The sequence below is a fragment of the Aeromonas sp. QDB34 genome, assembly GCF_027705405.1.
GTDB lineage: Bacteria > Pseudomonadota > Gammaproteobacteria > Enterobacterales > Aeromonadaceae > Aeromonas > Aeromonas hydrophila.
Window position 1 is genome coordinate 25859 of the sequence record NZ_JAPDBT010000021.1, and the last position, 23540, is coordinate 49398.

A 23540-nucleotide genomic window follows, 5' to 3' on the forward strand; every position below is an offset into this window, starting at 1 on the left:
CCTCTGGTCATAGGACGGTGAGTTGACGGTAAGTGGCGGATGTCATGGGTATTGCTAGCCCCGGGTGAGCGGGGTCAGCCCCTGCGCACGGGCACACTCATGGGCAAAGGCGAGCAGTGCCGGGTCATCGAGTGGCTGCAGGGGCGCCTGATAGGGTTGGTCGAGCAGGGCGTATTTGCCTGCGCCCAGGGTGTGGTAGGGGAGAAAGTGGATCTCCTGCACTGTGCCAAGAGTGGCGGCAGCTTGGGTAATGGCCTCGATGGAGGCGCGGTCGGCATTGAAGCCGGGGATGAGCGGCACCCGGATCTGCATGGCCACGCCGCGCTCGGCCAGACGCTTGAGGTTGGCCAGGGGCAGGGCGACCTTGCCGCGGGTCCAGTCGAAGAAGCGCTCCTCATCCACATGCTTGAGATCAGCCAGCAGCAGGTCGAGGTGGGGGAGGCTAGGTTCAATCTGGTGCCAAGGCACGTGCAGGCAGCTTTCTACCGCGGTATGCAGTCCCTCGGCCTTGCAGCGGGCCAGCAGGCTGGCGGCAAATTCGGGCTGCATGAAGGGCTCGCCGCCGGAGAGGGTCACCCCGCCGCCGCTGCGCTCGAAAAAAGGGCGATCCCGCAGGATGGTGGCCATCAGGGTGTCCAGGCTCTCCTCCCGGCCGCACACCTGCAGCGCTTCGCTGGGGCAGAGGCCGCGCAGCCGTTCCACATCTTGATTGCCGAGGGTTGAGCGGGTGAGCTGGACACCTTGGCTGTCACGCAAGATTGCCGCGCAGGCGTCGCTGCAGAGCCGGCATCCCTCGATGCATTGGCGCCGGTCGAGTAGTATGTCCGGCTTGGGAGAGCGGCTTTCCGGGTTTTGACACCAGCGACAGGCCAGCGAGCACCCCTTGAGAAACACCAGGGTGCGAATGCCGGGGCCATCGTGAGTTGAATAGCGTTGCAGGTCGAAAATCATACCGCCTCCTTTTGTTTTTGCATTCTATTTTCTTTCATTCGAAAGATGATTTGATTTTGATCAAACAATGTGCGGATGTTATCTCGCTAGAATGGCGACAGATTGAACATCCCATTAAGGAGTCAGAGATGGAGCTTTATCTCGATACTGCCGATGTGGCTGCGGTGCGCCGCTGGTCACGGATCCTGCCGCTGGCCGGCGTCACCACCAACCCGTCCATTACCGCGGCAGGCGGTATGCCGCTGACCGAGTTGCTGCCCGCCCTGCGGGAGGTGCTGGGTCCCAAGGCGCGGCTGTTTGCCCAGGTGATGGCCAAAACCGAGACCGAGATGGTGCGCGAGGCATTTGCCCTGCGTGAGCTGGACCGGGACCTGGTGATCAAGATCCCGGTATGTGAAGAGGGGCTGGCGGCCATCAAGACCCTGACGGCCAACGGGGTACCGACCCTGGGCACGGCGGTCTATACCCCGCTGCAGGGCTGGCTGGCGGCGGTGGCGGGGGCGGAATACGTGGCGCCCTACGTCAACCGGCTGGATGCCCAGGGGGGCGATGGCATCGCCACCGCACAGGAGCTGCAACAGCTGCTGGCGCTGCATGCGCCGCACAGCAAGGTGCTGGCGGCATCGTTCCGCACTCCGCGCCAGGCGCTTGACTGCCTGCTGGCGGGTTGCCAGTCCATCACATTACCGCTCGACGTGGCCGAACAGTTGCTGCGGGTGCCGGCGGTGGATGCGGCGCTGGCGAAGTTTGACGAGGATTGGCAGCGGGCGTTTGCCTGAGGCTGCTTGAAGGCAGGATGAAGGGGCGGCAGGCGGGCTAAGCTAGAAGAGAGGGCCCGCAGTGATGGGCCACTATCGATGGCTGATCGGAGGTGCCCCATGAGCGACCATACCCTGCTGCCCCATGGTGAAGATCTGCGCCGCGCCGTGCGCTGGCTCAGCGAGCACCATCAACACGACATCCGGGCCATCGAAGAGGCCTGCATCCGCTTCGATCTGTCGCCGCTGGATGAGGAGTTTCTCATCCAGCACTGCGCCGAACGGTTGCGGGAGGGGGATGCCGACTAGACGAAGTTGGCGAGGTTGATGCCGAACTCCTTGGGATCGACCGTGCTCTCGATGGTTTCCTGCACCCCGTTCTTGGCCAGATCCAGCCACTGCACCTCTAGATAGTGGCGCTGGGTCCCGTGATAGATCACCTTCACCACCGGTTTGAGCGGCTCATGAGGATTGCGCTGCATGACGATGGCCAGCCGCTGGTTGGAGAGCTGCACCAGCGTCCCCACTGGATAGACCCCCATGCACTTGATGAACTTGGTGACCAGTTCGGCATCGAAGTGGTGATTGATCCCCTTGAGCAGAATGCGAAACGCCTGGGTTGGCTGCATGCCCTGCTTGTAGACCCGATCCGCGGTGACGGCGTCATAGACATCGACGATGCCGCTCATGCGGGTATAGAGCGAGAGCTGCTCGCCTTTGAGCCGCTGCGGGTAACCGGTGCCGTCGAGCCGTTCGTGATGGTTGGCGGCCACCTCCAGCATGGTGGCGGTGATGCCGGGGGTGTTGCTCAGGATCTCGTAGCTGTGCACCACGTGCTGGCGCATGACGGCGAACTCCTCGTCGGTGAGCTTGCCCGGCTTGTTGAGTACCTCGTCCGGGGTCATGATCTTGCCCACGTCGTGCAGCAGGCCGCCCAGGGTCAGCTCCTTGAGCACGCTGCGATCCAGGTCCAGATAGCGGCCGAAGTTCGCCAGCAGGATGGCGACGTTCATCGAATGCTCCATCAGGTAGGCATCCTTGGCGCGAATGCGGGCCAGGCAGAGCATGGCGTCACCGTGGGTGAACATGGTGTCCACCATCTCCTCGGCGACCGCCGCCAGCGGCGTGATGTCGATGGGCTCCCCCGCCTTGAGGTGGCGGATGAACTTGCCCTGCAGCTCGCGGGCCTCCTGATAAAGCCGGCGGATCTTCAGCTCGCGCCCCTCGCTGTTGCCGCTGCCGGAGGAACGCTGGGTGCTGGCCGGGGAGATGGCCGGATCGGGGGAGATGACCTGCTCGATGCCGGGTAGTTTGCTGCGGGCGAGATCGACTCGCACCGTGAGTACGCCGCGCTTGACCAGATCGTTGATCTGCTGGCGGGTGGTCACCAGCCCCATCTGGGCAATCTCCATGCCGCCGGTCTGGCTGATGATGGCGATCACGTACATGCCGGGTTGCAGCTGGTTGACGGGAATAACGGGATGAGGTGTTTGCGACTTCATACGGCTTCCTGAACTTTATTATTATGCGTAACGTTAGGCCCTCTGTTGGCAGTCTAACACCGGCGCCCCGGTTCGTCATGGCGACATGCGTGGCGGCCGCGGCGCTTAGTGCTGGAGTTGTCGGCCCCGGCCGATATAATGACGCCCCTTTCTTGATGGACTCTGAGGTTGTGCATGCGGCTCGATAAATTTCTTTGCGATTGTTCCGACTTGACCCGCTCGCTGGCGGGCAAACTGATCCGGCAGGGAGAGGTGATGGTGGACGGTATCGTGGTCAAGCAGCCCGCCTTCCACATCAACGAGCAGAGCCAGGTGGAATTTGACGGTGTCACCCTGACCCTGGATCAGCGCAACCGCTACTTCATGCTGCACAAGCCGGAAGGGTATGTCTGCTCCAACGAAGACCCGGATCACCCCACCGTGTTCTTCCTGATGGATGAGCCGGCCATGGGCAAGCTGCACGTGGTGGGGCGGCTCGATCTCGACACCACCGGCCTGGTGCTGGTGACCGACGACGGTCAGTGGTCCCATCGCATCACTTCCCCCCGTCATGAGTGTGCCAAGACCTACCACGTCTGGCTGGCAGACCCGGTCAGCCCGGATGCCATCGCGCTGTTTGCCGAAGGGGTGCTGCTGCGCAGCGAGACCGAGAAGACCCGGCCGGCCCAGTTGGAGATCCTGGGAGAGTGCGAGGCGCGTCTAACCATCCACGAGGGCAAGTACCATCAGGTGAAGCGGATGTTTGCCGCCATCGGCAACAAGGTGGTGGGACTGCACCGGGAGCGGGTGGGCGACCTGACGCTGGATGAAGAGCTGGCACCGGGCGAATATCGCGAGCTCACCGCCGACGAGATCGCCCGGTTCTGACCCTTCGGGAGTCAGTGTCCGCTGGCTCCCAGCACCAGCGTGGTGCCCAGGGTCGCCAGCAGGGCCCCGGCCCAGGCTGCCAGGGAAGGGCGCTGACCCGAGTGCCACCACAGCAGTGGCAACAGGATGACCGGCGTGGTGGAGGAGAGGATCGCCACCATGCCGACGTCCCCCTGGCGCAAGGCGACCAGGATCAGCGTCATGCCCATGGTCATCGCCAGAAAGCCGTTGATGCCGATCATCCCCAATACCTGGCGGTTGATGGGGTTGTGCGGCAATGACAGCGGTACTCTCAGCGCCCGCAGGGTGCAGTGGGCCAGCAGGGCGCTGCCCATGCGGATGCCGGAGGCGCTGATTGCATCCACGGTACCACTCATCATCACCGGTTTGGCGATGATGGCACCCAGGCTCTGGCAGAAGGCGGCGGTCAGGCCCAGACCGATGCCGATGACGAGATGGCCGCGCACCTGTTCCCATTCACTCTGCTGAGCATTGCCACGGCGGCCGAACAGGATGGCCAGCATGACGCCGGCAAACACCAGCATGGCCCCCACCAGTCGCCAGCCACCGAGCTGTTCGCCAAACAGCCAGAGGCCGAGCAGGGCGGAGAAGAGGGCGTGGCAGGAAAACAGCAGGCCACTGCGTCTTGGCCCCAGCCGGTTCATGCAGGCAAACAGGGCGGTGTCGCCGACGAAGATGCCGATTAGCCCCGACAGTGCCAGCAGGGGCAGGGCGCTCTGGGTCAGGGTCTGCCAGCCACCGGTGGCCAGACTGGCCGACCCCAGCATCAGGCTGACCAGCAACATGCGCCAGCGGCTGTAGGCAAATGCCCCCAGGTGGCGCGCCGGTTTGACGGAGATGAGGGCAGCTACCGCCCATAAACTGGCTGCTGCCAGTGCCAGCCACTCGTACCCCATAAAAACTCCTGAAAATGTAGCCAGATGCAGGACGCAGGCGACAACCGCTCGCACCTCATAAAAAACTACGGAAAAAAATAGCCCGAGAGACTCCATCTCTTGGGCAAGCCCGATACAATACGGGGCGTCTTCGGGGATAACAAGCGCGGCATCATGCATTCGTATTCAGGCGCGCCGCCGGCCTTCCCCCTTCTTGAAATAAGTGTTTTGAACGAGGTTTATGTCATGGTTTTGTGCCCCGCTTCCCGGCCAGCCCGTCGCTGGCTCTCTCCCTTGCTGCTGGGTCTGCTGCTGGCGCCGCCGCTGCAGGCGACCACGGTATCCCAGGAGCCTGCGCTGTCTGATCGCCAGACCCTGGTCAAGGGCAATGGCGCCGAACCAGAGTCCCTCGATCCGGCCCAGATCCGCTCGGGTTTTCCCGGTGAAGTGGTGCTGGTGGACTTGTTCGAGGGGCTGGTGAGCGAAGATGGGCAGGGGCGGATCGTGCCGGCCCAGGCCCAGCGCTGGGAGACCAGCGAGGACGGGCTGGTCTGGCGTTTCTTCCTGCGCCCCCAGCTCAAGTGGTCCAATGGTGACGCGCTCACCGCCGCCGATTTCGTCTATGCCTGGCGCCGTCTGCTGGATCCGGCCCAGGCCTCGCCCTCAGCCGGCCTGCTGCTGGCGACCGGCATCAACAATGCCCAGTCCATCTACGCCGGTGCGCTCGATCTCAACACCCTGGGGGTGGAGGCGGAAAGCGACCAGATCCTCAAAGTGACGCTGGAGCGGCCGGTGCCTTACTTCCTGCAGCTGATAAGCCAGCGCCCCTTCGTGCCGGTCAACCAGAAAGCGGTCAGCCAGTTTGGCAAGCAGTGGACCCAGCCTGGCAAGCTGGTGAGCAATGGCGCCTACAAGCTGGTGAACTGGGTGCCCAATGAGCGCATCGAGGCCGAGCGCAACGTCCAGTACTGGGATGATGCCCACACCCGGATCCAGCGGGTGACCTACCTGCCGCTCGCCTCCCAGCATGCCGAGCGGCTGCGCTACGAGGCGGGGGAGATCCAGCTCACCAACAAGGTGGCGCTGGAGTATTACCAGAAGACCAAGGAGGCGACCCCTGAGCGGATCTGGGGACTGCCGCTATTGGGCACCTACCTCTACACCTTCAACCTGCGCCGCCCCGAGCTGCAGGATGTGCGGGTGCGCCAGGCGCTGGCCATGACCATCGATCGGCACCTGTTGACCGAGAAGGTCAGCGGGCAGGGAGAGCAGGCCGCCTGGTCGCTGCTGCCCGGCATGCCGGGCTATGAAGCGCTGAGCTCCCCCTTGGCCTTGCAGGATCAGCCGACTCGGTTGGCCAAGGCTTCGGCGCTGCTGGCCCAGGCGGGCTATGACAGTCAACATCCTCTCAAGCTGACGCTCACCTACAACACCTCGGAGAATCACAAGAAGCTGGCGCTGGCGGTCGCATCCATGTGGAAGCCGCTGGGGGTTGAAGTGACGCTCAACAACATGGAGTGGAATGCCTATCAGGTGGCTAAGGACAGCGGCGATTTCATGCTGGCCCGCTCCTTCCTGTTCGGGGATTACGTGGAGCCCTCCGCCATGCTCAATAGCTTCCGCTGCCAGGATCCCCAGAACGAGAGCGGTTACTGCAACCCGACCTTTGACGGCCTGCTGCAGCAGGCGGCTGATACCCTGGATGGCAATGCGCGGAGCGGGCTCTACCACCAGGCCGAGCAGCTGCTGATGGACGAGATGCCGGCCATTCCCGTCTATCACTACAACCAGATGCGGCTGGTGGATCCCACCTTGCGCGGCCTGCCGGTGCAGAACCTCAAGGGGGCGATCGCTACCAAGGATCTCTACTTCAGCCAGCAGTAAGGAGCTTGCCATGAAAATTGCCATTCTTTCCGACCTGCACGGCAGCCTGAGTGCGCTGGAGCGGGTGCTGGACCAGCTTGCCCCCTGGCAGCCGGATCACTACCTGCTGCTCGGCGATCTGCTCAACCACGGCCCGCGCAACCCGGTGCCGCCGGGCTATGCCCCTGCGGCCGTGGCCGAGCGACTCAATACGCTGGCTTCCCGCATCATGGCGGTACGGGGCAACTGTGATTCGGAAGTGGATCAGATGCTGCTGGATTTCCCCATCACAGCCCCTTACAACCAGATGCTGGTGGATGGTCGGCGCTGGTTTGTCAGCCACGGCCATCTCTATCGGCCTGCAGAGGTGCCGCTACCTGCCGGCAGCCTGTTCATCAACGGTCACACCCATTTGCCCGTGCTGCAGCGCGAAGGGGAGCTGGTGCTGATGAACCCGGGATCCATCTGTTTTCCACGCGGCAATCTGGCGGCAAGTTATGGCCGCTACGAGAATGGAGTGCTCGGTATTCACGCCTGTGCGGACAGCGAAGAGCTGTTGCGGCTGGAACTGTAAAAGAGAAGGGGTTGGGATGGTCGTGCTGCGGAGCAGCCAGCCGTCATAACGGGGGGATCAGGCCTTGATGCCGATGGAGCGGGTACCGGAGCGGGTATTGCCCTTGGCGTCATAGGTCAGGGAGTTGCGATCCCGCAGCTTGCTCAGGTAGCTGGCCAGCCGGCGGTTGGAGACGATGCTGAGCTCGAGCAGGCGCCCGTTCAGATCGTTCTGTTCCTGGCAGGCATCGAGTTTCTCACGCAGGGTGCGCATCTGCTCGGGGTAGGCATTCAGTTGCTGCTTCAGGTCTGGCAGCAGCGCCATGGCCTTGTCCAGCTCTTCAATATCGGCAAGCAGCTTCTGCTTGCGCTCTGCCAGCTCGGGCAGCGCCAGCGCCTGGTGCTGCTTGAGCAGATTGAACTCCTCCTCCAGCAAGCCTTGCATCTGGGAGAGGTAGTCGTCTTGCGTGTGCAGCAGCGAAGGTAAATCCATTATCCCAGCAACTTGTCGAGGTTGGATTCGAAGCTGAACATCTTCTTGGCCACAGCTTCGCTGTTGACCTGATATTCACCATTGGCCACGGCTTTCTTCAGGCTCTCGACCCGGCTTTCATTGCCGGTGGAAGCTGAGTTGAGGTTCTTCTGCATCTGTTGCAATTGCTGCGCCTCGCTGGTCAAGGAGACGGAGTCAGTCTTGACGGTCGCCGCACGGTTATCGGGGGACGAGGTCGCTGGTTTGGTATTGGCACCCTGGCTGCTGCCGGTATTTTGCAACCGGTTGTTCGCCAAGTTGTTGATATTGTTAATAGCCATAGTGTTTACCTTCGTCTGCTTTGCTGTTCGCTTACCTGTTTATCGGTGGTCATCGCCATAACTTTAGAAAAAAAGTGATCTGAAAAACACTCAGAAGGTGACCACCACGGAGCCAACAGCGTTGACTTTACCCTGCACCGTTTTGCCTGAGCGGATATTGACGAGCCTGATCATGTCTCCGAAGCTGCCATCTTGCAAGGCTCGGGCCATGGTTTTGATTTGCATGCTGCTATTTTCTGCGCTGAGAGTCACCTGATCGCCCTTGCAGACCACGCAGACCTGACTGAGCCGGATAGGCTGGCCTGGCTTGAGTTCGCGCTTGCTGCGCACGCCAATGAGCGCTGTGGTATCGCTGAGATAGTCGCCGCGGATCAGCGTCTGATCCTGATAGGCCTGCGTCAACACGCCTTCGCTCAGGATATCGCCCTTGGCCACCGGGGTGGAGACGGTCACATAAGGCTTCTGTATGCTGACCCGCACCGGCAAGTAGAGATCCCAGGGCTTCTCTTCCTCACATTTGAGGTAGACGGTGGTATTGCGGCGGATCTCCATCTTGGCGGGCAGCGTGATGGCAAGATGTTTGTCGCAGCGACTCAAAGGCAGGCGCTCATCGATGGAGGCTGCCTGCACCTGTACCTGGGCATCGAGCGGGACATCAAGCTGGCCGAGCACAAAATCCTGCGCTTTTTCTTGCAAGTAACTGGTCACCTCGGATGCCGTGGCGTGAGAAATGCCGCAAAACAGCAGTAAGGTGAGGAAAAGTCTACTAATCATTTTCGCTCGCTGGCCGATAAGTTGTTCACGTATATCACCATATTTAACTATGCTTGCTTCAGAATTCGTTCGCAGTGACATCGATAGTCTGACGCAAGCCAACACGCATGCATGATTAATGCCAAGCGTTTTTAGGGAGTGTTTATGGCCAGTATCCTGGACTCGGTCAACCAACGTACCCAGCTAGTTGGGCAAAACCGGCTGGAGTTATTGTTGTTTCGTCTCAATGGACGTCAAAGATTTGGCATCAACGTATTCAAGGTACGTGAAGTGTTGCAGTGTCCTCCCTTGACTGTCATGCCCAAGCTGAACTCCTGCATTCGCGGGGTGGCCCATATTCGCGGCCAGACCATCTCGGTGATTGACCTCAGCATGGCGATGGGCAAGCGTCCGATCGAAGATCTGACCAAGTGTTTCATCATCATCTCCGAATACAACCGCTCCATTCAGGGCTTCCTGGTGCACTCGGTCGAGCGCATCATCAACATGAACTGGGAATCCATCCTGCCGCCGCCGAAAGGGGCGGGGCGCATCAACTACATGACGGCAGTGACCGAGGTCGACGGTGAGTTGGTCGAGATCCTGGACGTGGAACGCATTCTCAATGAAATCTCGCCGGTATCGACCGAGGTCAGCAAAGAGCTGGTGGAAGCCAGCGTGGAGCATCCGACCCTGGGCCGTCCGGTGCTGGTGGCTGATGACTCTTCCGTGGCTCGCAAGCAGGTACAGCGTGCGCTCGAAGCCATCGGCGTGCAGTGCGTACTGGCCAAGGATGGGCGTGAAGCGCTCAACATGTTGTTGGAGATGTCCAAAAACGGTCCCATCAAGGATCAGATCGCCTTGGTGATTTCGGACATCGAGATGCCGGAAATGGATGGTTATACTTTTACCGCCGAGATCCGCAACAATCCCAATCTCAAGGACTTACATGTTATTCTGCACACATCCCTCAGTGGGGTGTTCAATCAGGCCATGGTGCAGAAAGTCGGTGCGAACAATTTCATTGCCAAATTCCAGCCGGATGAATTGGCCAAGGCCGTACAAGGCGCACTCTAATCAAGAAGAACAAACTGCATGAAGACACTTTCGGACGACTTATACAAACAATTCAGCAATTTTCTGGCGGTACAGAGCGGAATCGTGCTGGGTGACAACAAACAGTATCTGGTCAAGAGTCGGCTTTCACCCTTGATGACTCAGTTTGGTATTGAGAGTCTGTCTGATCTGGTTACTCGAGCGATGAGTGTGCGTGAGCGTGACCTGAAAATGGCAGTGGTTGATGCCATGACTACCAACGAAACCCTGTGGTTTCGCGATACCTACCCCTTCCAGCTGCTGACGGACAAGATATTTCCCGAGCTCGGCAAGAGTGGCCGACCGATCAAGATATGGTCTGCGGCCTCCTCTTCTGGGCAGGAGCCCTACTCCATTGCCATGACGGCACTGGAACAGCAGGTCAAAAAACCGGGCACCTTGCCAGGTGGGGTGCAGATTGTCGGGACTGATATTTCCAGCACCATGCTCAATCAGTGCAAGGAAGGGGTGTACGACAGTCTGGCGCTGGCTCGCGGTCTGTCGCCCGAGCGCAAGAAGCTGTTCTTCGAACCTTATGGTGACAACAAGATGCGGGTGGTGGAGCGTGTCAGAAAATTGACCACCTTCCGGCCATTGAACCTGCTGGAAAGCTACAGCCTGCTTGGCAAGTTCGACATCATCTTCTGTCGCAACGTGCTCATCTATTTTGCACCGGAAGTGAAGTCCAAGATCCTCAACCAGTTTGCTGCCAGCCTCAATCCCGGCGGCTATCTGATGCTGGGGGCTTCCGAGTCGCTGGCCGGGTTGACCGACAGGTTCGAGATGATTCGGTGCAACCCCGGCATCGTCTACAAGGTTAAATGATCCCCGCTTAAATCCCTCTTTGGCACACCTCTTGCTAATAATTTATCAAGCAGGAGGTGTGCTATGGCAATTTCATTCGACAAGGCATTTGGTATTCATCAATACACGCTGAGCGTTCGCTCCAAGCGTGCAGAGGTGTTGTCCAGCAACATTGCCAACGCGGACACGCCGGGCTTCAAGGCTCGGGATATCAACTTCTCGCAAGCATTGGAAGAGGCCCAGCAACAACAGGGCTTTGGCCTTGCCACGACCAGTGAGAAGCATTTTGCCCTGCAGATGGATGCGCCAGGCGTTACGCAATATCGCAATCCCCTGCAGCCCGATACCGGTGATGGCAACACGGTCGACGTGCAGCAGGAGCGCAGCGAGTTTTTGCGCAACAGCCTTGAATACCAGACCTCCCTTGAATTTATGAACAGCAAGATCAGCGGCCTGCTGAAGGCCTTGAAAGGAGAGCAGTGATGAGTTTGTTCAAGGTCTTTGACATTGCAGGCTCGGCAATGAGTGCACAGTCTGTTCGCCTCAACACGGTAGCCAGCAACATGGCCAACGCCGACAGCGTCAGCTCCAGCGTGGAAAAAACTTACCATGCCAGGCGGCCAATTTTTGCCGCCCAGCTGGATCAGGCCATGTCGGACAAGCAGGCGTCGGCCGGGGTTGAAGTAAAGGGGATTGTCGAGAGCGAGGCACCCTTGCTCAAGGAGTACAACCCCAACCACCCCATGGCGGATAAAGACGGCTTCATCTTCAAACCCAACGTCAACATGGTGGAAGAGATGGCGGACATGATCAACGCCTCGCGCAGCTATCAAACCAATGTGCAGGTTGCAGACTCTGCCAAGAAGATGCTGCAGCAGACGCTCAACCTCGGCAAGTCCTGACAGGGGGACGCATAGATGGCAGATACAACCAGTGGCGTGAACGGCATCGGCCGCACGACCACCCAGACCACGGGCACGACATCGACGCCCAAGAAGGAGCTGGATCAGGAGTCGTTCCTGAAGTTGCTGACCATGCAGCTCTCCTATCAGGATCCGTTCAAGCCGGTGGACAACGCCCAGATGCTGTCCCAGATGACCTCCATGTCGACGTCACAGGGGATCAGCAGCCTCTCCAACCAGATTGGCAGCCTCAATAGCCTGATGACCTCCAGTCAGGCGCTGCAAGCCTCGGCGCTGGTGGGACAAAACGTCTTGCTGCAGAGCAATGTCGGTTACCTGGAAAAAGAGGGCTCTTTGCAAGGCGTGGTCGCCGTGGGCACAGAAAACAAGTATTCCAACGTCAAAATCACCATCGAAGACGAGAGCGGGCAGGTCATCAAGGAGTTTCCGCTGGAAGGTGACCAGAAGGGCAACATTGAGATTGCATGGGATGGCAAGGACAAGGACGGAAACCCGGCCAAAGAGGGCAAATACACCCTCAAGGCAAACGGTACCGTGGACGGGAAGTCGGAGAGTGTCCCGATCTTTGCCTATGGCAAGGTCGACAGCGTGATCCTGGGTACGGCAAGCAGTCCGACTCAGCTCAATTTGAAAGGACTCGGTACAACAAGTCTGAACAGTATCTTGCAGATTGCAGGTACGGTGAAAACACCATCAACCCCCACGCCAACAGCATCGATCTAAGGAGCTGGATATGTCATTTAACAATGCCTTGAGCGGTGTCAACGCGGCACAGAAAGATCTGAACGTTACCGCCAACAACATTGCCAACGTCAATACCACGGGCTTTAAAGAGTCTCGTGCCGAGTTTGCGGACGTCTACGCCAACTCCATCTTCGTCAATGCCAAGACCCAGGTCGGCAATGGTGTGGCAACGGGGGCGGTGGCACAGCAGTTTCACCAGGGGGCGCTGCAGTTCACCAACAACGCCCTTGATTTGTCCATTCAGGGCAACGGCTTCTTCGTGACGTCGGACGGTCTGACCAACCTGGATCGTACCTTTACCCGGGCCGGCGCCTTCAAGCTGAATGAAAACAGCTATATGGTCAACAATCAGGGCAACTATCTGCAAGGTTATGAAATCAACACGGATGGGACGCCCAAGGCGGTCAGCATCAACGCCACCAAACCGATTCAAATACCGGACCGGGCGGGTGAGCCAAAAATGACCGAGTTGGTGGAAGCCAGTTTCAACCTGAGTATCGAGTCGAAAACCAAACCCACGTCACCGGCTGCGTTTGACCCCACCAACTCGGCCACCTTTGCCCACTCAACCTCGGTGACAATTTATGATTCGCTTGGTGCTCCCCATGTGATCACCAAATATTTTGTCCGCCATGAGGATCCGGCTGCCCCGGGAACACCGCTGACACCGGGTACCTGGAGCATGTACATGTATGAAGGGAACAAGCCCATTGATATCGCTGGTGGTTCACCCAGCCCGGCTGCAGGCATCCCCACAGGCGTCAAGATGACGTTTACCTCCGGTGGTAAACTGGATCCCACGCTGACTGTTCCAGTTGACCCGATCAAAACCGTCGCCCTTGGCACGACGGCCGGGATCATCAACAACGGTGCCGATCCCACCCAGACATTGGAGATCCGTCTCGGTGATGTGACTCAATACAGCTCGCCTTTCAACGTCACCAAACTGACTCAGGATGGTGCCACCGTTGGTAACCTGACCAAGGTCGAGATTACGCCGGACGGCATTGTGTCGGCGACCTACAGCAATGCGACCACGTTGAAGGTTGCCATGGTGGCACTTGCCAAATTCGCCAACTCGCAAGGATTGACCCAGGTCGGTGATACCTCCTGGCGCCAGTCTCTGCTGTCTGGCGATGCGCTGCCCGGCACCCCCAACTCGGGCACCTTGGGCAGCATCAAGTCCTCTGCGCTGGAGCAATCCAACGTGGATTTGACCTCCCAGCTGGTCAACCTCATCACCGCGCAGCGCAACTTCCAGGCCAACTCCCGTTCGCTGGAAGTGAACAGCTCCCTGCAGCAGACCATACTGCAGATCCGCTAATCATTCTCTTGTTAACAAAGGGCGCTTCGGCGCCCTTTTTCATGGGGATTTGCCGCCTTGGCGACCCGAGGCAATGGGGATTGGCATTCAAATTGCAGTTCCTCTGTCAGAGTCATCAGTTTGACGGAGGATCCTATGGATCACCTGCTATACATCGCCATGTCGGGCGCCAAGGAGAGCATGAACAGCCTGGCTGTTCGAAGCAACAACCTGGCCAACGCCAATACTACCGGCTTCAAGTCCGACTTCGAGCAGGCGCGCAGCATGCAGGCGTTTGGCGAGGGGCTGCCCACCCGGGTGTTCGCCATGGCGGAGCGGCCAGGCCAGAATCTGCAGCATGGCATGCTGATGACCACGGGTCGGGATCTTGACGTTGCCGTTGACGGCCAGGGCTGGATTGCGGTGCAGGATCCCAAGGGCGGTGAAGCCTATACCCGCATGGGCAATCTGCAACTGAGCGCGACCGGCAACCTGCAAACCTCCACCGGGTTGAACGTGGTGGACGACGGCGGTCAGCCCATCGTGCTGCCGCTGCCGATGGAGAAAATTGAAATCAATCGGGACGGCACCATCAGTGGCCGTCCGGAAGGCGCGGCCGCCAACCTGCCGGAGAATTTCCAGCGCATCAAGCTGGTCAATCCGGCGGTGGATGCGGTGGAGAAGGGGCAGGACGGCCTGTTCCGTCGCAAGGATGGCCAGAATGAAGCGGCATCGGCCACTGTCGGCCTGATTGCCGGCTCCCTCGAGGGGAGCAACGTCAACGTGGTCGATGAAATGACCAACCTTATTCGGTTGCAACGTCAGTTTGAAACCCAGGTCAAAATAATGAAGACCGCGGAAGAGAATGACGAGGCTCAAACCCAGCTGCTGCGTATCAGCTAACCAAGGAGTTTTACATGAACCCTGCACTCTGGATCAGCAAGACCGGCTTGGATGCACAGCAGACCAACATCTCGGTTACCTCGAACAACCTGGCGAACGCCAGCACCGTGGGTTACAAAAAATCCCGGGCCATCTTCGAGGATCTGCTCTATCAAAACATCAACCAGCCCGGTGGCCGTTCATCGGCCGACACCGAGCGCCCTTCCGGCCTGATGCTGGGGGCGGGGGCCAAGGTAGTGGCCACCCAGAAGAACCACAGCCAGGGCAACGTGCAAACCACGGACAATTCGCTGGATCTGATGATAAGCGGCCGCGGCTACTTCGAGATCCAGCTGCCCGATGGCAGCGCGGCCTATACCCGCAACGGCCAGTTCACCCTCAACAGTGAAGGGACCATCGTCACGCCGGGCAACGGTTATCCGCTGCAGCCGGAGATCCAGATCCCGGAGAACGCTCAGAGCGTGACGATTGGCGAGGATGGCCAGGTGTCGGTGCAGCTCAAAGGGGATGGCGCCTCCCAGGTGGTGGGCCAGATCAACACCACTGACTTCGTCAACGCCTCGGGCCTGCAGCCCATGGGCGAGAACATGTTTGTCGAGACCCAGTCCAGCGGTGCGCCGGTGCAGGGTGTCGCCGGGACGGACGGACTGGGGGTGATCAAGCAGGGCATGCTGGAGACCTCCAACGTCAACGTGACCGAAGAGCTGGTGAACCTGATCCAGGCCCAGCGGGTGTACGAGATGAACTCCAAGGTTCTCTCGGCGGTGGATGGCATGATGTCCTTCCTGATCCAGCGCACATAAGTAGGAGGCGCATGATGAAAGCCATATGGATGCTGGGACTGCTGGCGTTGGGGGGCTGCAGCAGCACGCCCAATACCGCCAAGCCCGATGATCCCGAGTTTGCCCCCGTCTACGGGGAGTCGGAGCCGGTCTCGGTCAGGCCGACCGGTGCCATCTTCCAGCCCGATCAGGTCAACGGCATCTATTCGGACATCAAGGCGCACAAGGTGGGCGACATCATCACCATCGAGCTGGCCGAGTACACTTCCGCCTCCAAGAAGGCCAATACCCAGAGCGGCAAGGATAATAAATTCACCATGAATCCAGCTGTGTTGGGCGGTGTGCCGGTGACGGCCGGTCCCTACGATCTGTCGGCTTCCCTCAGCCAGAACGGTGCCTTCAAGGGGCAGGCCAAGGCGGATCAGAGCAACAGCCTGCAGGGCAACATCTCCGTCAGCGTGGCCAAGGTCCTGCCCAACGGCAACCTGCTGGTGCGCGGCGAGAAGTGGATCATGCTCAACAACGGCAACGAATATATCCGGATCACCGGCATGATCCGCCCCGAGGATGTGACCACCGACAACAGCGTCTCATCCCAGAAGGTGGCCAATGCGCGCATCCATTACGGTGGCACCGGCGATCTGGCCAATACCCAGGAACAGGGGTGGCTCACCAGCTTTTTCAATGGCCCCTGGTGGCCGCTCTAGGAGGTGTTATGAAGTCGCTCCGTCTTGTTGCCCTGTTCTGCTGCCTGTTGCCCCTGGGGATGGCCCATGCCTCCCGGATCAAGGACATCAGCTCGGTGGAAGGGGTACGTAGCAACCAGCTGATCGGCTACGGTCTGGTGGTCGGTCTGCCGGGCACGGGTGAGAAGAGCAACGCCTTCACCGAGCAGACCTTTCGCACCATGCTGAACAATTTCGGCATCAAGGTGCCGGACAACATCAAGCCCAAGATCAAGGACGTGGCGCCGGTGGCCATTCATGCGGATCTGCCGCCGTTTGCCAAGCCGGGCCAGACCATAGACGTCACCGTGTCGGCCATCGGCGAGGCCAAGAGCCTGCGTGGCGGCACCCTGCTGCAAAGCTTCCTCAAGGGGCTGGATGGCCGGGTCTATGCGGTGGCGCAGGGCAGTCTGGTGGTTGGCGGGCTGGGTGCCGAGGGGGCTGACGGCTCCAAGGTGGTGATCAATACCCCGACCGTGGGCCGCATCGCCAACGGAGCGACCGTGGAGCGGGAAGTCCCGAATTCCTTCAGCCAGGGGGATACCATCACCTTCAACCTGAACCGCCCCGATTTCACCACGGCGCGCCGGCTGGCGGACGTGGTCAACGATCTGGTCGGCCCCAACACGGCGCAGGCGCTCGATGCTACCTCGGTCAAGGTCTATGCACCGCGGGACCCGGGCCAGCGCGTCTCCTACCTCGCCACCATCGAGAACCTGGAGGTGGATCCGGCCAGCGAGGCAGCCAAGATCATCGTCAACTCCCGGACCGGCACCATCGTCATCGGCAGCCAGGTGCGGCTCAAGCCGGCGGCCATCAGTCACGGCGGCTTGACGGTCACCATCGCGGAAAATCAGCAGGTGTCCCAGCCCAATCCTCTCTCCGGCGGGCAGACGGCGGTCACCAACAACTCCACCATCAACGTGCAGCAGGAGCAGGGACGCATGTTCAAGCTGGATACCGGGGCCACCCTGGATGATCTGGTGCGGGCGGTGAATCAGGTCGGGGTGGCGCCCGGCGATCTGATGGCGATCCTGGAGGCGCTGCAACAGGCCGGCGCCATCGAAGGCCAGCTGGTCATACTGTAATAAAGCGGCAAGGGGTTGCCACGGGCGGCAATGAGGTAAGCAAAATGGCAGAGTTAGATACCAACAGCGGCGTGAATCTGGGCATGGTGCAGGATATCCAGAACCTGGATCGCCTGCGCCAGCTGAGCCAGAGCAAGGAGGGCAAGGCGGATGCGCTCATGGCGGCGTCTCGCCAGTTTGAGTCCATTTTTACCCAGACCCTGTTCCAGAGTATGCGCCAGGCCAACCAGGTATTGACCCAGGACAGCCCCTTCAACAGCAGCTACACCCAGTTCTACGAGGGGATGCTGGATGAGCAGCGGGTCGCCGACATGTCGAGCAAGGGTGGCATCGGTCTGGCTGCCATGGTGGCCAAGCAGCTCTCGCCGGAGACCTTTACCCATCACGACGGGCGGGTGCTCAAGATGCCGCAGCGTACGGAGCGGGTCTATAAACCCTATCAACCCCCCACCTCGGCCGCCAACGATCTCATCTCAGCTTCAAAAGTTGGCAAAGATTTTGCTGACAAGGAGATGAGTGGCGATGTGCAGCCTTTGGCAACGGCTCATCGCAGTCGCCGCACCATACCGCCGATGGGGCCTGCGCAAGTGGGACACGGCATTCGCGGTGCCAAGGCGCTCGATGAAACGACACAGGTGTTTGACACCCCTGAAGAGTTTGTCAACCGGCTGATGCCGTTGGCCAAGAAGGCGGCCGACAAGCTGGGATTGAGCCCGGCAGTGCTGGTAGCCCAGGCGGCGCTGGAAAGCGGCTGGGGCAAGCGGGTGATCAAGAACGGGGAGGGGCAGGTGACCCACAACCTGTTCGGCATCAAGGCCGATCCGCGCTGGGAAGGGCCCAAGACGGTGGTCAGCACCCTGGAATACGAGAAGGGAGTGGCATCGCGCCAGAAGGCGGCGTTTCGCTCCTACGAGTCGTTCGAGGAGAGCTTCAACGACTATGTCGATTTCCTGACCTCGGGTTCCCGCTACAAGGGAGCCCTGGCCAAGGTGGACAGTCCGGATCGTTATTTCGAAGCCTTGCAACAGGCTGGATACGCCACCGACCCGCACTACGCCAGGAAACTGAAACAGGTATTGCGCAGTGATGCCATTGCCGGCTACTCCGCGACCAACAATACAGAAATGGAGCTGTAAGTCATGGCAAGCGATCTGCTTGGAATTGGTACCTCGGGTGTGATGGCCCAGCAGCGACTGCTGCAGACCACCAGTAACAACATCGTCAACGTCAATAGCCAAGGCTATGTGCGTGAACGGACCCTGATCTATACCAATGCCAACGGACTGGGTACCGGCGACATGCTGACCGAGCGGGTCATCAACGCCTATGCCCAGGGAGAGGTCAGACGCGACACGTCCGCCTTCTATGCCTCTTCCACCCGTTATCAGCAACTCGCCAACACCGACAGCCTGCTGGGTGACACCAGCAACAGCGTCGGCGCCGCCATCAGCTCCTATTTCGAGGGCTTCCATACTGCCAACGAAGCGCCTGCCGACATCTCCGGCCGCAAGACCACCTTGAGCGGGCTGAGTGGCATGGTGAACCGCTTTCACACCCTGTCGGCCCAGCTGGACAAGCAGACCGACACCATCAACACCACCATCGGCGATGAAGCCAAGCGGGTGAACAGCCTGATCAACAGCATCAACGATCTGAACCAGGCCATCATTCGCACCCAGGGCACGCCGGAAGAGAACCTGATGCTGTTCGACCAGCGCGACGAGGCCATTCGCCAGCTCTCCGAGAAGATGGAGATCCGTACCGTGCCGCAGGCCAACGGCAGCATGCTGGTCAACATGAGCACCGGCCACTCCTTGGTGCTCAACGGCAGCGTTGCCCAGCTCAGCGTGGTGCCGGGCAATCCCGATGCCCGTGAGTCCGAGTTGCAGCTGAACATGGACCCCAACAAGATCACCCTGAACAACAAGGATATTGGTGGCGGTCTCGGTGGTCTCTTCTCCGCCCGCAACGATCTGGAGCCGGCCAAGCGCGAGCTAGGTCAATTGGCAGCCGCCATGGCCGATGCCATGAACCAGCAAAACCGGTTGGGGATGGATCTGGACAACGAACTGGGGGGGGATCTCTTTTCTCTCGGTACGAGCGATGGTCTGACCTACAGCCAGAACACCGGCAGTGGCGCCGCCAAGGTGAGCTTCGTGCCCGGCAAGGGCACGGAAGTGACTACCTTTGATTACGAAGTGCAGTTCAGCAGCGCCACCGGTTACGAGGTGTTTTCGGTGGACAAGGATGGCAACCGCACTTCGTTGACCACAGGTACCACGCCGCCCGCCACGGTGCAGGTGGCGGGTCACGGTATCCAGATCGATCTCTCCGGTACCCCGGCGGCGGGGGATAGGATCCTGCTGCAGCCGACCAAGCGGGCAGCCGCCGGCTTGGGTCAGCTGGCTACCCGGGCCGAAGATCTGGCGCTGGCATCGCCGCTCAAGGCCGATAAAGGCAAGAACAACTTCGGTTCGGGCGAGATCAAGCTCAATGGCATTACCAATACCGGTGCCGGCTCAGGCTTTGGTATCAACAGTCTGAATCCGGCCTCACCTCAGATAGTGAAGATAGACGGCAGCGGCAACTATGAGGTCTATGCGGCGGACGGTACCACGTTGATTGGGGTAGCCCCCGCTTCCAGCAAGGGACAGAACCTGATGGCTGCCCTCGAGAGTCCACTGGGCGGCCCCAAGGTTTATGCCACTCCGACCCAGACTCCGGGTTACGAGTTCAGCATTACCGGCAAGGTGGAGGCCAAGGACAGCTTTACCCTCAGCTACAACACCGACGGCTTTGCCGACAACGCCAACGGGCTGGCTCTGGCGGATCTGCAGAACAAGGATCTGGTGCGCAAGAGCAGCAACGCCGGCACCAGCAACGACAAGATGACCTTCAACGAGGCTTACTCCAGTCTGGTGACCGGGGTGGGCAATACCGCCAGCCAGGCCAAGAGCCAGCTCAAGGCAGACGAAACGAAATTGACCCAGAGCAAGGGGATTTTCGAGAGTGTCTCCGGTGTCAGCCTGGAGGAGGAGGCGGCCAACCTGATCCGTTATCAGCAGTCCTATGCCGCCTCCGCCCAGATTGTCAGCACCGCCAAGACCATCTTCGATACCCTGTTGTCATCAGTGAGGTAAATCGATGCGTATCACCACCAACATGGTCTATGACCGCAACATCTCCTCGCTGAACGGCGCCAACGAGCGGCTGAGCACGGCGTATGAGCAGCTGATGACCGGCAACAAGTTCAAGACGGCGGGGGAAGATCCCTCCGGCATGAGCCAGAAGCTGGCGCTCACCAAGGAGATCGATCTCTTCAAGCAGTACGGGGTCAACGGCAGCCTGCTGGAAAACAGCCTGGGCCACGAGGAGACGGTGCTGACCGCCCTCAACACCGCCATGACCAGTGCCCAGACCCTGATCCAGAAGTCAAATAATTCAGCTATGGATTTAGAAGAACGCAAGGCTATCGCCAGCGAGCTGGAGGGGCTGCAAAAGCAGATGTTCGACCTGATGAACAGCAAGAACTCCCAGGGCGAATACATTTTCGGCGGCAACCAGAGCAAGACCCAGCCCTTCATCAAGGATGCCAGCGGCAATTATGTCTTTCAGGGGGATACCGGCCAGCGCAACATTCAGGTGTCGCCAACGGTGCAGATCCCTGCCAACGATTCCGGCTTCAATCTGTTCGAGATAGTGCCGACCCGCAGAACCAGCAGCGCGGGGAGCGCCAATATTCAGGTCGGGGTGGCCGATCAGGGCAACTTCGACAGCTTCTATCGCAACAACTACGACTCCTCACTCGCCAGCAACCAGTATACGGTGAACACCATCGCCGGTACGCCGGATACCTATGAGATCAGGGATGGCGGCGGTGCCTTGCTGCAAAGCGGCGACTATGTGGCAGGCAACAAGATCCCCTTCAACGGGCTGGAGCTGACCCTGTCGCTGCCAGCTGGAGGGGCGGCGCAAAACTTCGTACTGGATCCACCCCAGAACAACAACATCCTCGATGGCATGTCTGATTTCATCACCGCGCTGCGGGATCCCAACATCACGCCGGATACCTTCCAGCTGAAGGTGGCGGATGCCACCGCCCACATGAAGAATGCCCGCCAGAACATGGATCAGGGGTTAGGGGAGGTTGGCAGTCGGTTGAATAGCCTGGAGCAGGTGATGGGCTCGAACGAAGGGCTGAGTACCTTGAACCAGCAGGCGAGGGCCAAGGTCTCCGAAACGGATCTCTATGAGGTGATTGCCACCCTGTCAAAAGAGGATGCGGCGCTGAGCGCCACCCAGCTCTCTTTCAGCAAGATCAGCAAGCTGACCCTGTTCGACTACATTCGTTGACTGGTCACTCATCGCTCGCGGCCTTGATGGCTGCGAGCGATGGTTACCCGCTTGGCCCCTGTTTTTCCCGCTCGTTTATCCTCATTCAACTCCCCATGTCGGCCAATTGTAACAAGCTGTTGCCACAGGCTATTTAGCGCATTGCGACGGGTTGACTCCTATTGAGCATTCGATAATCATGCAGCCCGCACAACAGAGGGTTGTGCACATATTTGCAGCATCTCGTTAGGCGAGGCTCCTGTATAAACACAGGCCACTGATCTCACGACGTCCAGAGACGCCCAAGATCAGGACAGTTTTCATCGGATTAAGGTGTAAACCCAAGTGGCTTCCGGCATACCGGATACGTTATGCAGTGCTAAAGCTGGTACGTGGGGATGATGACACGCCGGACGGCGTCATTTCCTGCCTATTACTCGTCAATCAAATTGCTGTTTTCTTTCAGACGGCGACGGATCACCGTTCGCGCTCAGGCTTGCCTGAAATCACATGAGGTCATTTGTGATGAAGAAAACACAGACTCTACTCAATCGTCATCAACTGCTCGATCTGGCTGCCCTGCAGGGCTGGCTGGAGCACAACCTGGATCCGGTTCAGCGTGCCGATCAGCTGCTGACCCTGCGTCCGGAAGAGCTCAACTGCATCTTCGATACCCTGCCCACTGCCGATGGGGCGGCGCTGCTCAGTTCGCTGTCTGCTGACTGTGCCGGGCGTCTGCTGATGCGGCTGCATGCCAGCATCGTCAGCGTGTTGCAGGGGGCCATGCCCCGTCGCGACATGCTGACCATTCTGCGCCGGCTGGGCAGCAGTGATCGCACCATGCTGCTTGCCCGCTTCCCGGAGCAGGTGCAGTCCACCTTCTACTCCCTGCTCGACTGGCCGACCGAATCGGTGGGCGCCAACATGCGCCACGAATTCCTGGCCATCGGCGATCAGGAGACGGTGGGTAGTGCCAAGCAGCTGATCCACGATGCCTGGGACAACGCCCAGCTGTTCCAGAACCTCTATGTGGTCAACAACGACCACCGCCTGCTTGGCAGCATCTCGCTCAAGTCCCTGCTGATTGCCGACCCGCAACTGCCGGTGAGCGAGTTGATGGACCGGGAGACGGTGCGCATCAACGCCCGGGCGGATCAGGAACTGGCCGCCCGCCTGCTGATTGACCGCGACATCTCGACCCTGCCGGTCGAGGATCAGGGCAAGCTGGTGGGGATCTTCCACGTGGACGATGCCGCCGACATCCTGGAGCTCGAATCGACCGAGGATGCGGAGATGCAGGGTGGCTCCTCGCCACTCGACACTCCCTATCTGCAGGCGACTCCCTGGCAACTGTGGCGCAAGCGGGTGGGCTGGCTGCTGATCCTGTTCGTGGCCGAAGCCTATACCGGTACCGTGCTGCGGGCGTTTGAGGAGCAGCTGGAAGCGGCCATCGCGCTGGCCTTCTTCATTCCGCTCCTGATCGGTACCGGCGGCAACAGTGGTACCCAGATCACCACCACCATAGTGCGAGCCATGGCGGTCGGGGAGGTGAGCCTGCGCAACCTCGGCACCGTGCTGAAAAAGGAGATCTCCACCGGTCTGCTCATCTCGGCCGCCATCGCGCTGGCCGCCTGGGTACGGGCCTGGAGCCTGGGCGTTGGCCCCCAGATCGGCATGGTCGTCACCCTGACCATCATCGCCATCGTGCTGTGGAGCGCCACCGTTGCGTCTGTGATCCCCATGGTGCTGCGTCGCTTCCGCATCGACCCGGCCGTGGTATCCGCCCCCTTCATCGCCACTCTGGTGGATGGTACCGGTCTCATCATCTACTTCGAAATTGCCAAGCTGCTGCTGCCCGAGCTGCAGTAAGCCGCCATCCCGAAAAT

The 23540-nt window shown here is 59.8% G+C and carries 25 protein-coding genes and 1 riboswitch; of the genes, 19 read left to right on the top strand and 6 right to left on the bottom strand.

All coding sequences use genetic code 11. The features are described 5' to 3' along the window. Positions 1-54: 54 nt before the first annotated feature. A complete protein-coding gene (locus tag OKC29_RS19345) occupies positions 55-951 on the bottom strand; it encodes a glycyl-radical enzyme activating protein (RefSeq protein WP_270669529.1) in 897 nt (298 codons plus the stop codon). Between the two features lie 128 nt (positions 952-1079). On the opposite strand from OKC29_RS19345, the gene fsa reads away from it, so the two are divergent. Beyond that, positions 1080-1730 carry a fructose-6-phosphate aldolase gene (fsa, locus tag OKC29_RS19350; RefSeq protein ID WP_270669530.1) on the top strand — a complete coding sequence of 217 codons (651 nt, stop codon included), beginning with the start codon at positions 1080-1082 and terminating at the stop codon, positions 1728-1730. 99 nt (positions 1731-1829) lie between these two features. Then, positions 1830-2018 (top strand): hypothetical protein, encoded by a 189-nt coding sequence (locus OKC29_RS19355; RefSeq protein ID WP_024942451.1) that lies wholly within the window; start codon positions 1830-1832, stop codon positions 2016-2018. Here OKC29_RS19355 and OKC29_RS19360 read toward each other — a convergent pair. After that, the gene (locus tag OKC29_RS19360; RefSeq protein WP_085735708.1) at positions 2015-3211 is read right to left on the bottom strand and encodes an HD-GYP domain-containing protein; all 1197 of its coding nucleotides are present in this window, start codon (positions 3209-3211) and stop codon (positions 2015-2017) included. The genes OKC29_RS19355 and OKC29_RS19360 overlap by 4 nt on opposite strands. 174 nt (positions 3212-3385) lie before the next feature. On the opposite strand from OKC29_RS19360, the gene rsuA reads away from it, so the two are divergent. After that, positions 3386-4078 (top strand): 16S rRNA pseudouridine(516) synthase RsuA, encoded by a 693-nt coding sequence (gene rsuA, locus OKC29_RS19365; protein ID WP_016351327.1) that lies wholly within the window; start codon positions 3386-3388, stop codon positions 4076-4078. An 11-nt stretch (positions 4079-4089) separates the two neighbouring features. Here rsuA and OKC29_RS19370 read toward each other — a convergent pair whose 3' ends face one another. Further along, positions 4090-4995, bottom strand: coding sequence for a DMT family transporter (locus OKC29_RS19370; protein ID WP_270669531.1), 906 nt, complete (start codon positions 4993-4995; stop codon positions 4090-4092). A 225-nt stretch (positions 4996-5220) separates the two neighbouring features. Here OKC29_RS19370 and OKC29_RS19375 point away from each other — a divergent pair, with 225 nt between their 5' ends. Together OKC29_RS19375 and yfcE are read left to right on the top strand one after the other, a co-directional pair. Continuing rightward, complete coding sequence (locus tag OKC29_RS19375; RefSeq protein WP_270669532.1) at positions 5221-6858, top strand: peptide ABC transporter substrate-binding protein; 1638 nt, start codon at positions 5221-5223, stop codon at positions 6856-6858. A gap of 10 nt (positions 6859-6868) precedes the next feature. Continuing rightward, entirely contained in the window at positions 6869-7411 is a 543-nt protein-coding gene (gene yfcE, locus OKC29_RS19380; RefSeq protein WP_270669533.1) for a phosphodiesterase, read from the top strand. A gap of 57 nt (positions 7412-7468) precedes the next feature. Here yfcE and OKC29_RS19385 read toward each other — a convergent pair whose 3' ends face one another. The 3 genes from OKC29_RS19385 to flgA all read right to left on the bottom strand — a co-directional run bounded on the left by OKC29_RS19385 (position 7469) and on the right by flgA (position 8898). Beyond that, positions 7469-7882 carry a flagella synthesis protein FlgN gene (locus OKC29_RS19385; RefSeq protein WP_011706649.1) on the bottom strand — a complete coding sequence of 138 codons (414 nt, stop codon included), beginning with the start codon at positions 7880-7882 and terminating at the stop codon, positions 7469-7471. Continuing rightward, entirely contained in the window at positions 7882-8202 is a 321-nt protein-coding gene (gene flgM / locus OKC29_RS19390) for a flagellar biosynthesis anti-sigma factor FlgM (RefSeq protein ID WP_011706648.1), read from the bottom strand. Before flgM ends, OKC29_RS19385 begins: the two co-directional genes overlap by 1 nt. 90 nt (positions 8203-8292) lie before the next feature. Then, complete coding sequence (flgA, locus tag OKC29_RS19395) at positions 8293-8898, bottom strand: flagellar basal body P-ring formation chaperone FlgA (protein WP_333562760.1); 606 nt, start codon at positions 8896-8898, stop codon at positions 8293-8295. A 222-nt stretch (positions 8899-9120) separates the two neighbouring features. Between flgA and OKC29_RS19400 the strand changes: the two genes are divergently transcribed. From OKC29_RS19400 to mgtE, 14 genes are all read left to right on the top strand, one after another. Next, positions 9121-10032, top strand: a complete 912-nt coding sequence (locus OKC29_RS19400) for a chemotaxis protein CheV (protein ID WP_011706646.1) — start codon at positions 9121-9123, stop codon at positions 10030-10032. Positions 10033-10050: 18 nt separating this feature from the next. Further along, positions 10051-10875: a CheR family methyltransferase gene (locus OKC29_RS19405; protein WP_011706645.1), complete on the top strand. Its 825-nt coding sequence runs from the start codon at positions 10051-10053 to the stop codon at positions 10873-10875. A 63-nt stretch (positions 10876-10938) separates the two neighbouring features. Next, the gene (gene flgB, locus OKC29_RS19410) at positions 10939-11337 is read left to right on the top strand and encodes a flagellar basal body rod protein FlgB (RefSeq protein WP_011706644.1); all 399 of its coding nucleotides are present in this window, start codon (positions 10939-10941) and stop codon (positions 11335-11337) included. Then, the gene (flgC, locus tag OKC29_RS19415) at positions 11337-11756 is read left to right on the top strand and encodes a flagellar basal body rod protein FlgC (protein ID WP_011706643.1); all 420 of its coding nucleotides are present in this window, start codon (positions 11337-11339) and stop codon (positions 11754-11756) included. Before flgB ends, flgC begins: the two co-directional genes overlap by 1 nt. Before the next feature lie 15 nt (positions 11757-11771). After that, positions 11772-12500, top strand: a complete 729-nt coding sequence (locus OKC29_RS19420) for a flagellar hook assembly protein FlgD (protein ID WP_085735716.1) — start codon at positions 11772-11774, stop codon at positions 12498-12500. Between the two features lie 10 nt (positions 12501-12510). Next, positions 12511-13845 (top strand): flagellar hook protein FlgE, encoded by a 1335-nt coding sequence (flgE, locus tag OKC29_RS19425; protein WP_016351321.1) that lies wholly within the window; start codon positions 12511-12513, stop codon positions 13843-13845. Positions 13846-13980: 135 nt separating this feature from the next. Beyond that, complete coding sequence (flgF, locus tag OKC29_RS19430; protein ID WP_011706640.1) at positions 13981-14727, top strand: flagellar basal-body rod protein FlgF; 747 nt, start codon at positions 13981-13983, stop codon at positions 14725-14727. Positions 14728-14741: 14 nt separating this feature from the next. Continuing rightward, a complete protein-coding gene (gene flgG / locus OKC29_RS19435) occupies positions 14742-15530 on the top strand; it encodes a flagellar basal-body rod protein FlgG (protein ID WP_011706639.1) in 789 nt (262 codons plus the stop codon). A 14-nt stretch (positions 15531-15544) separates the two neighbouring features. Beyond that, entirely contained in the window at positions 15545-16216 is a 672-nt protein-coding gene (flgH, locus tag OKC29_RS19440) for a flagellar basal body L-ring protein FlgH (protein ID WP_270669546.1), read from the top strand. Between the two features lie 8 nt (positions 16217-16224). Then, complete coding sequence (locus tag OKC29_RS19445) at positions 16225-17322, top strand: flagellar basal body P-ring protein FlgI (protein ID WP_011706637.1); 1098 nt, start codon at positions 16225-16227, stop codon at positions 17320-17322. A 44-nt stretch (positions 17323-17366) separates the two neighbouring features. Then, the gene (flgJ, locus tag OKC29_RS19450) at positions 17367-18458 is read left to right on the top strand and encodes a flagellar assembly peptidoglycan hydrolase FlgJ (RefSeq protein WP_024944830.1); all 1092 of its coding nucleotides are present in this window, start codon (positions 17367-17369) and stop codon (positions 18456-18458) included. 3 nt (positions 18459-18461) lie between these two features. Continuing rightward, the gene (locus OKC29_RS19455; RefSeq protein ID WP_270669538.1) at positions 18462-20462 is read left to right on the top strand and encodes a FlgK family flagellar hook-associated protein; all 2001 of its coding nucleotides are present in this window, start codon (positions 18462-18464) and stop codon (positions 20460-20462) included. A 4-nt stretch (positions 20463-20466) separates the two neighbouring features. Next, positions 20467-21675 carry a flagellar hook-associated protein FlgL gene (flgL, locus tag OKC29_RS19460; protein WP_024944832.1) on the top strand — a complete coding sequence of 403 codons (1209 nt, stop codon included), beginning with the start codon at positions 20467-20469 and terminating at the stop codon, positions 21673-21675. Between the two features lie 214 nt (positions 21676-21889). Then, positions 21890-22059: riboswitch (M-box (ykoK) riboswitch) on the top strand. Between the two features lie 120 nt (positions 22060-22179). Further along, positions 22180-23523: a magnesium transporter gene (mgtE, locus tag OKC29_RS19465; RefSeq protein ID WP_024944833.1), complete on the top strand. Its 1344-nt coding sequence runs from the start codon at positions 22180-22182 to the stop codon at positions 23521-23523. The last annotated feature ends 17 nt before the right edge of the window (positions 23524-23540 follow it).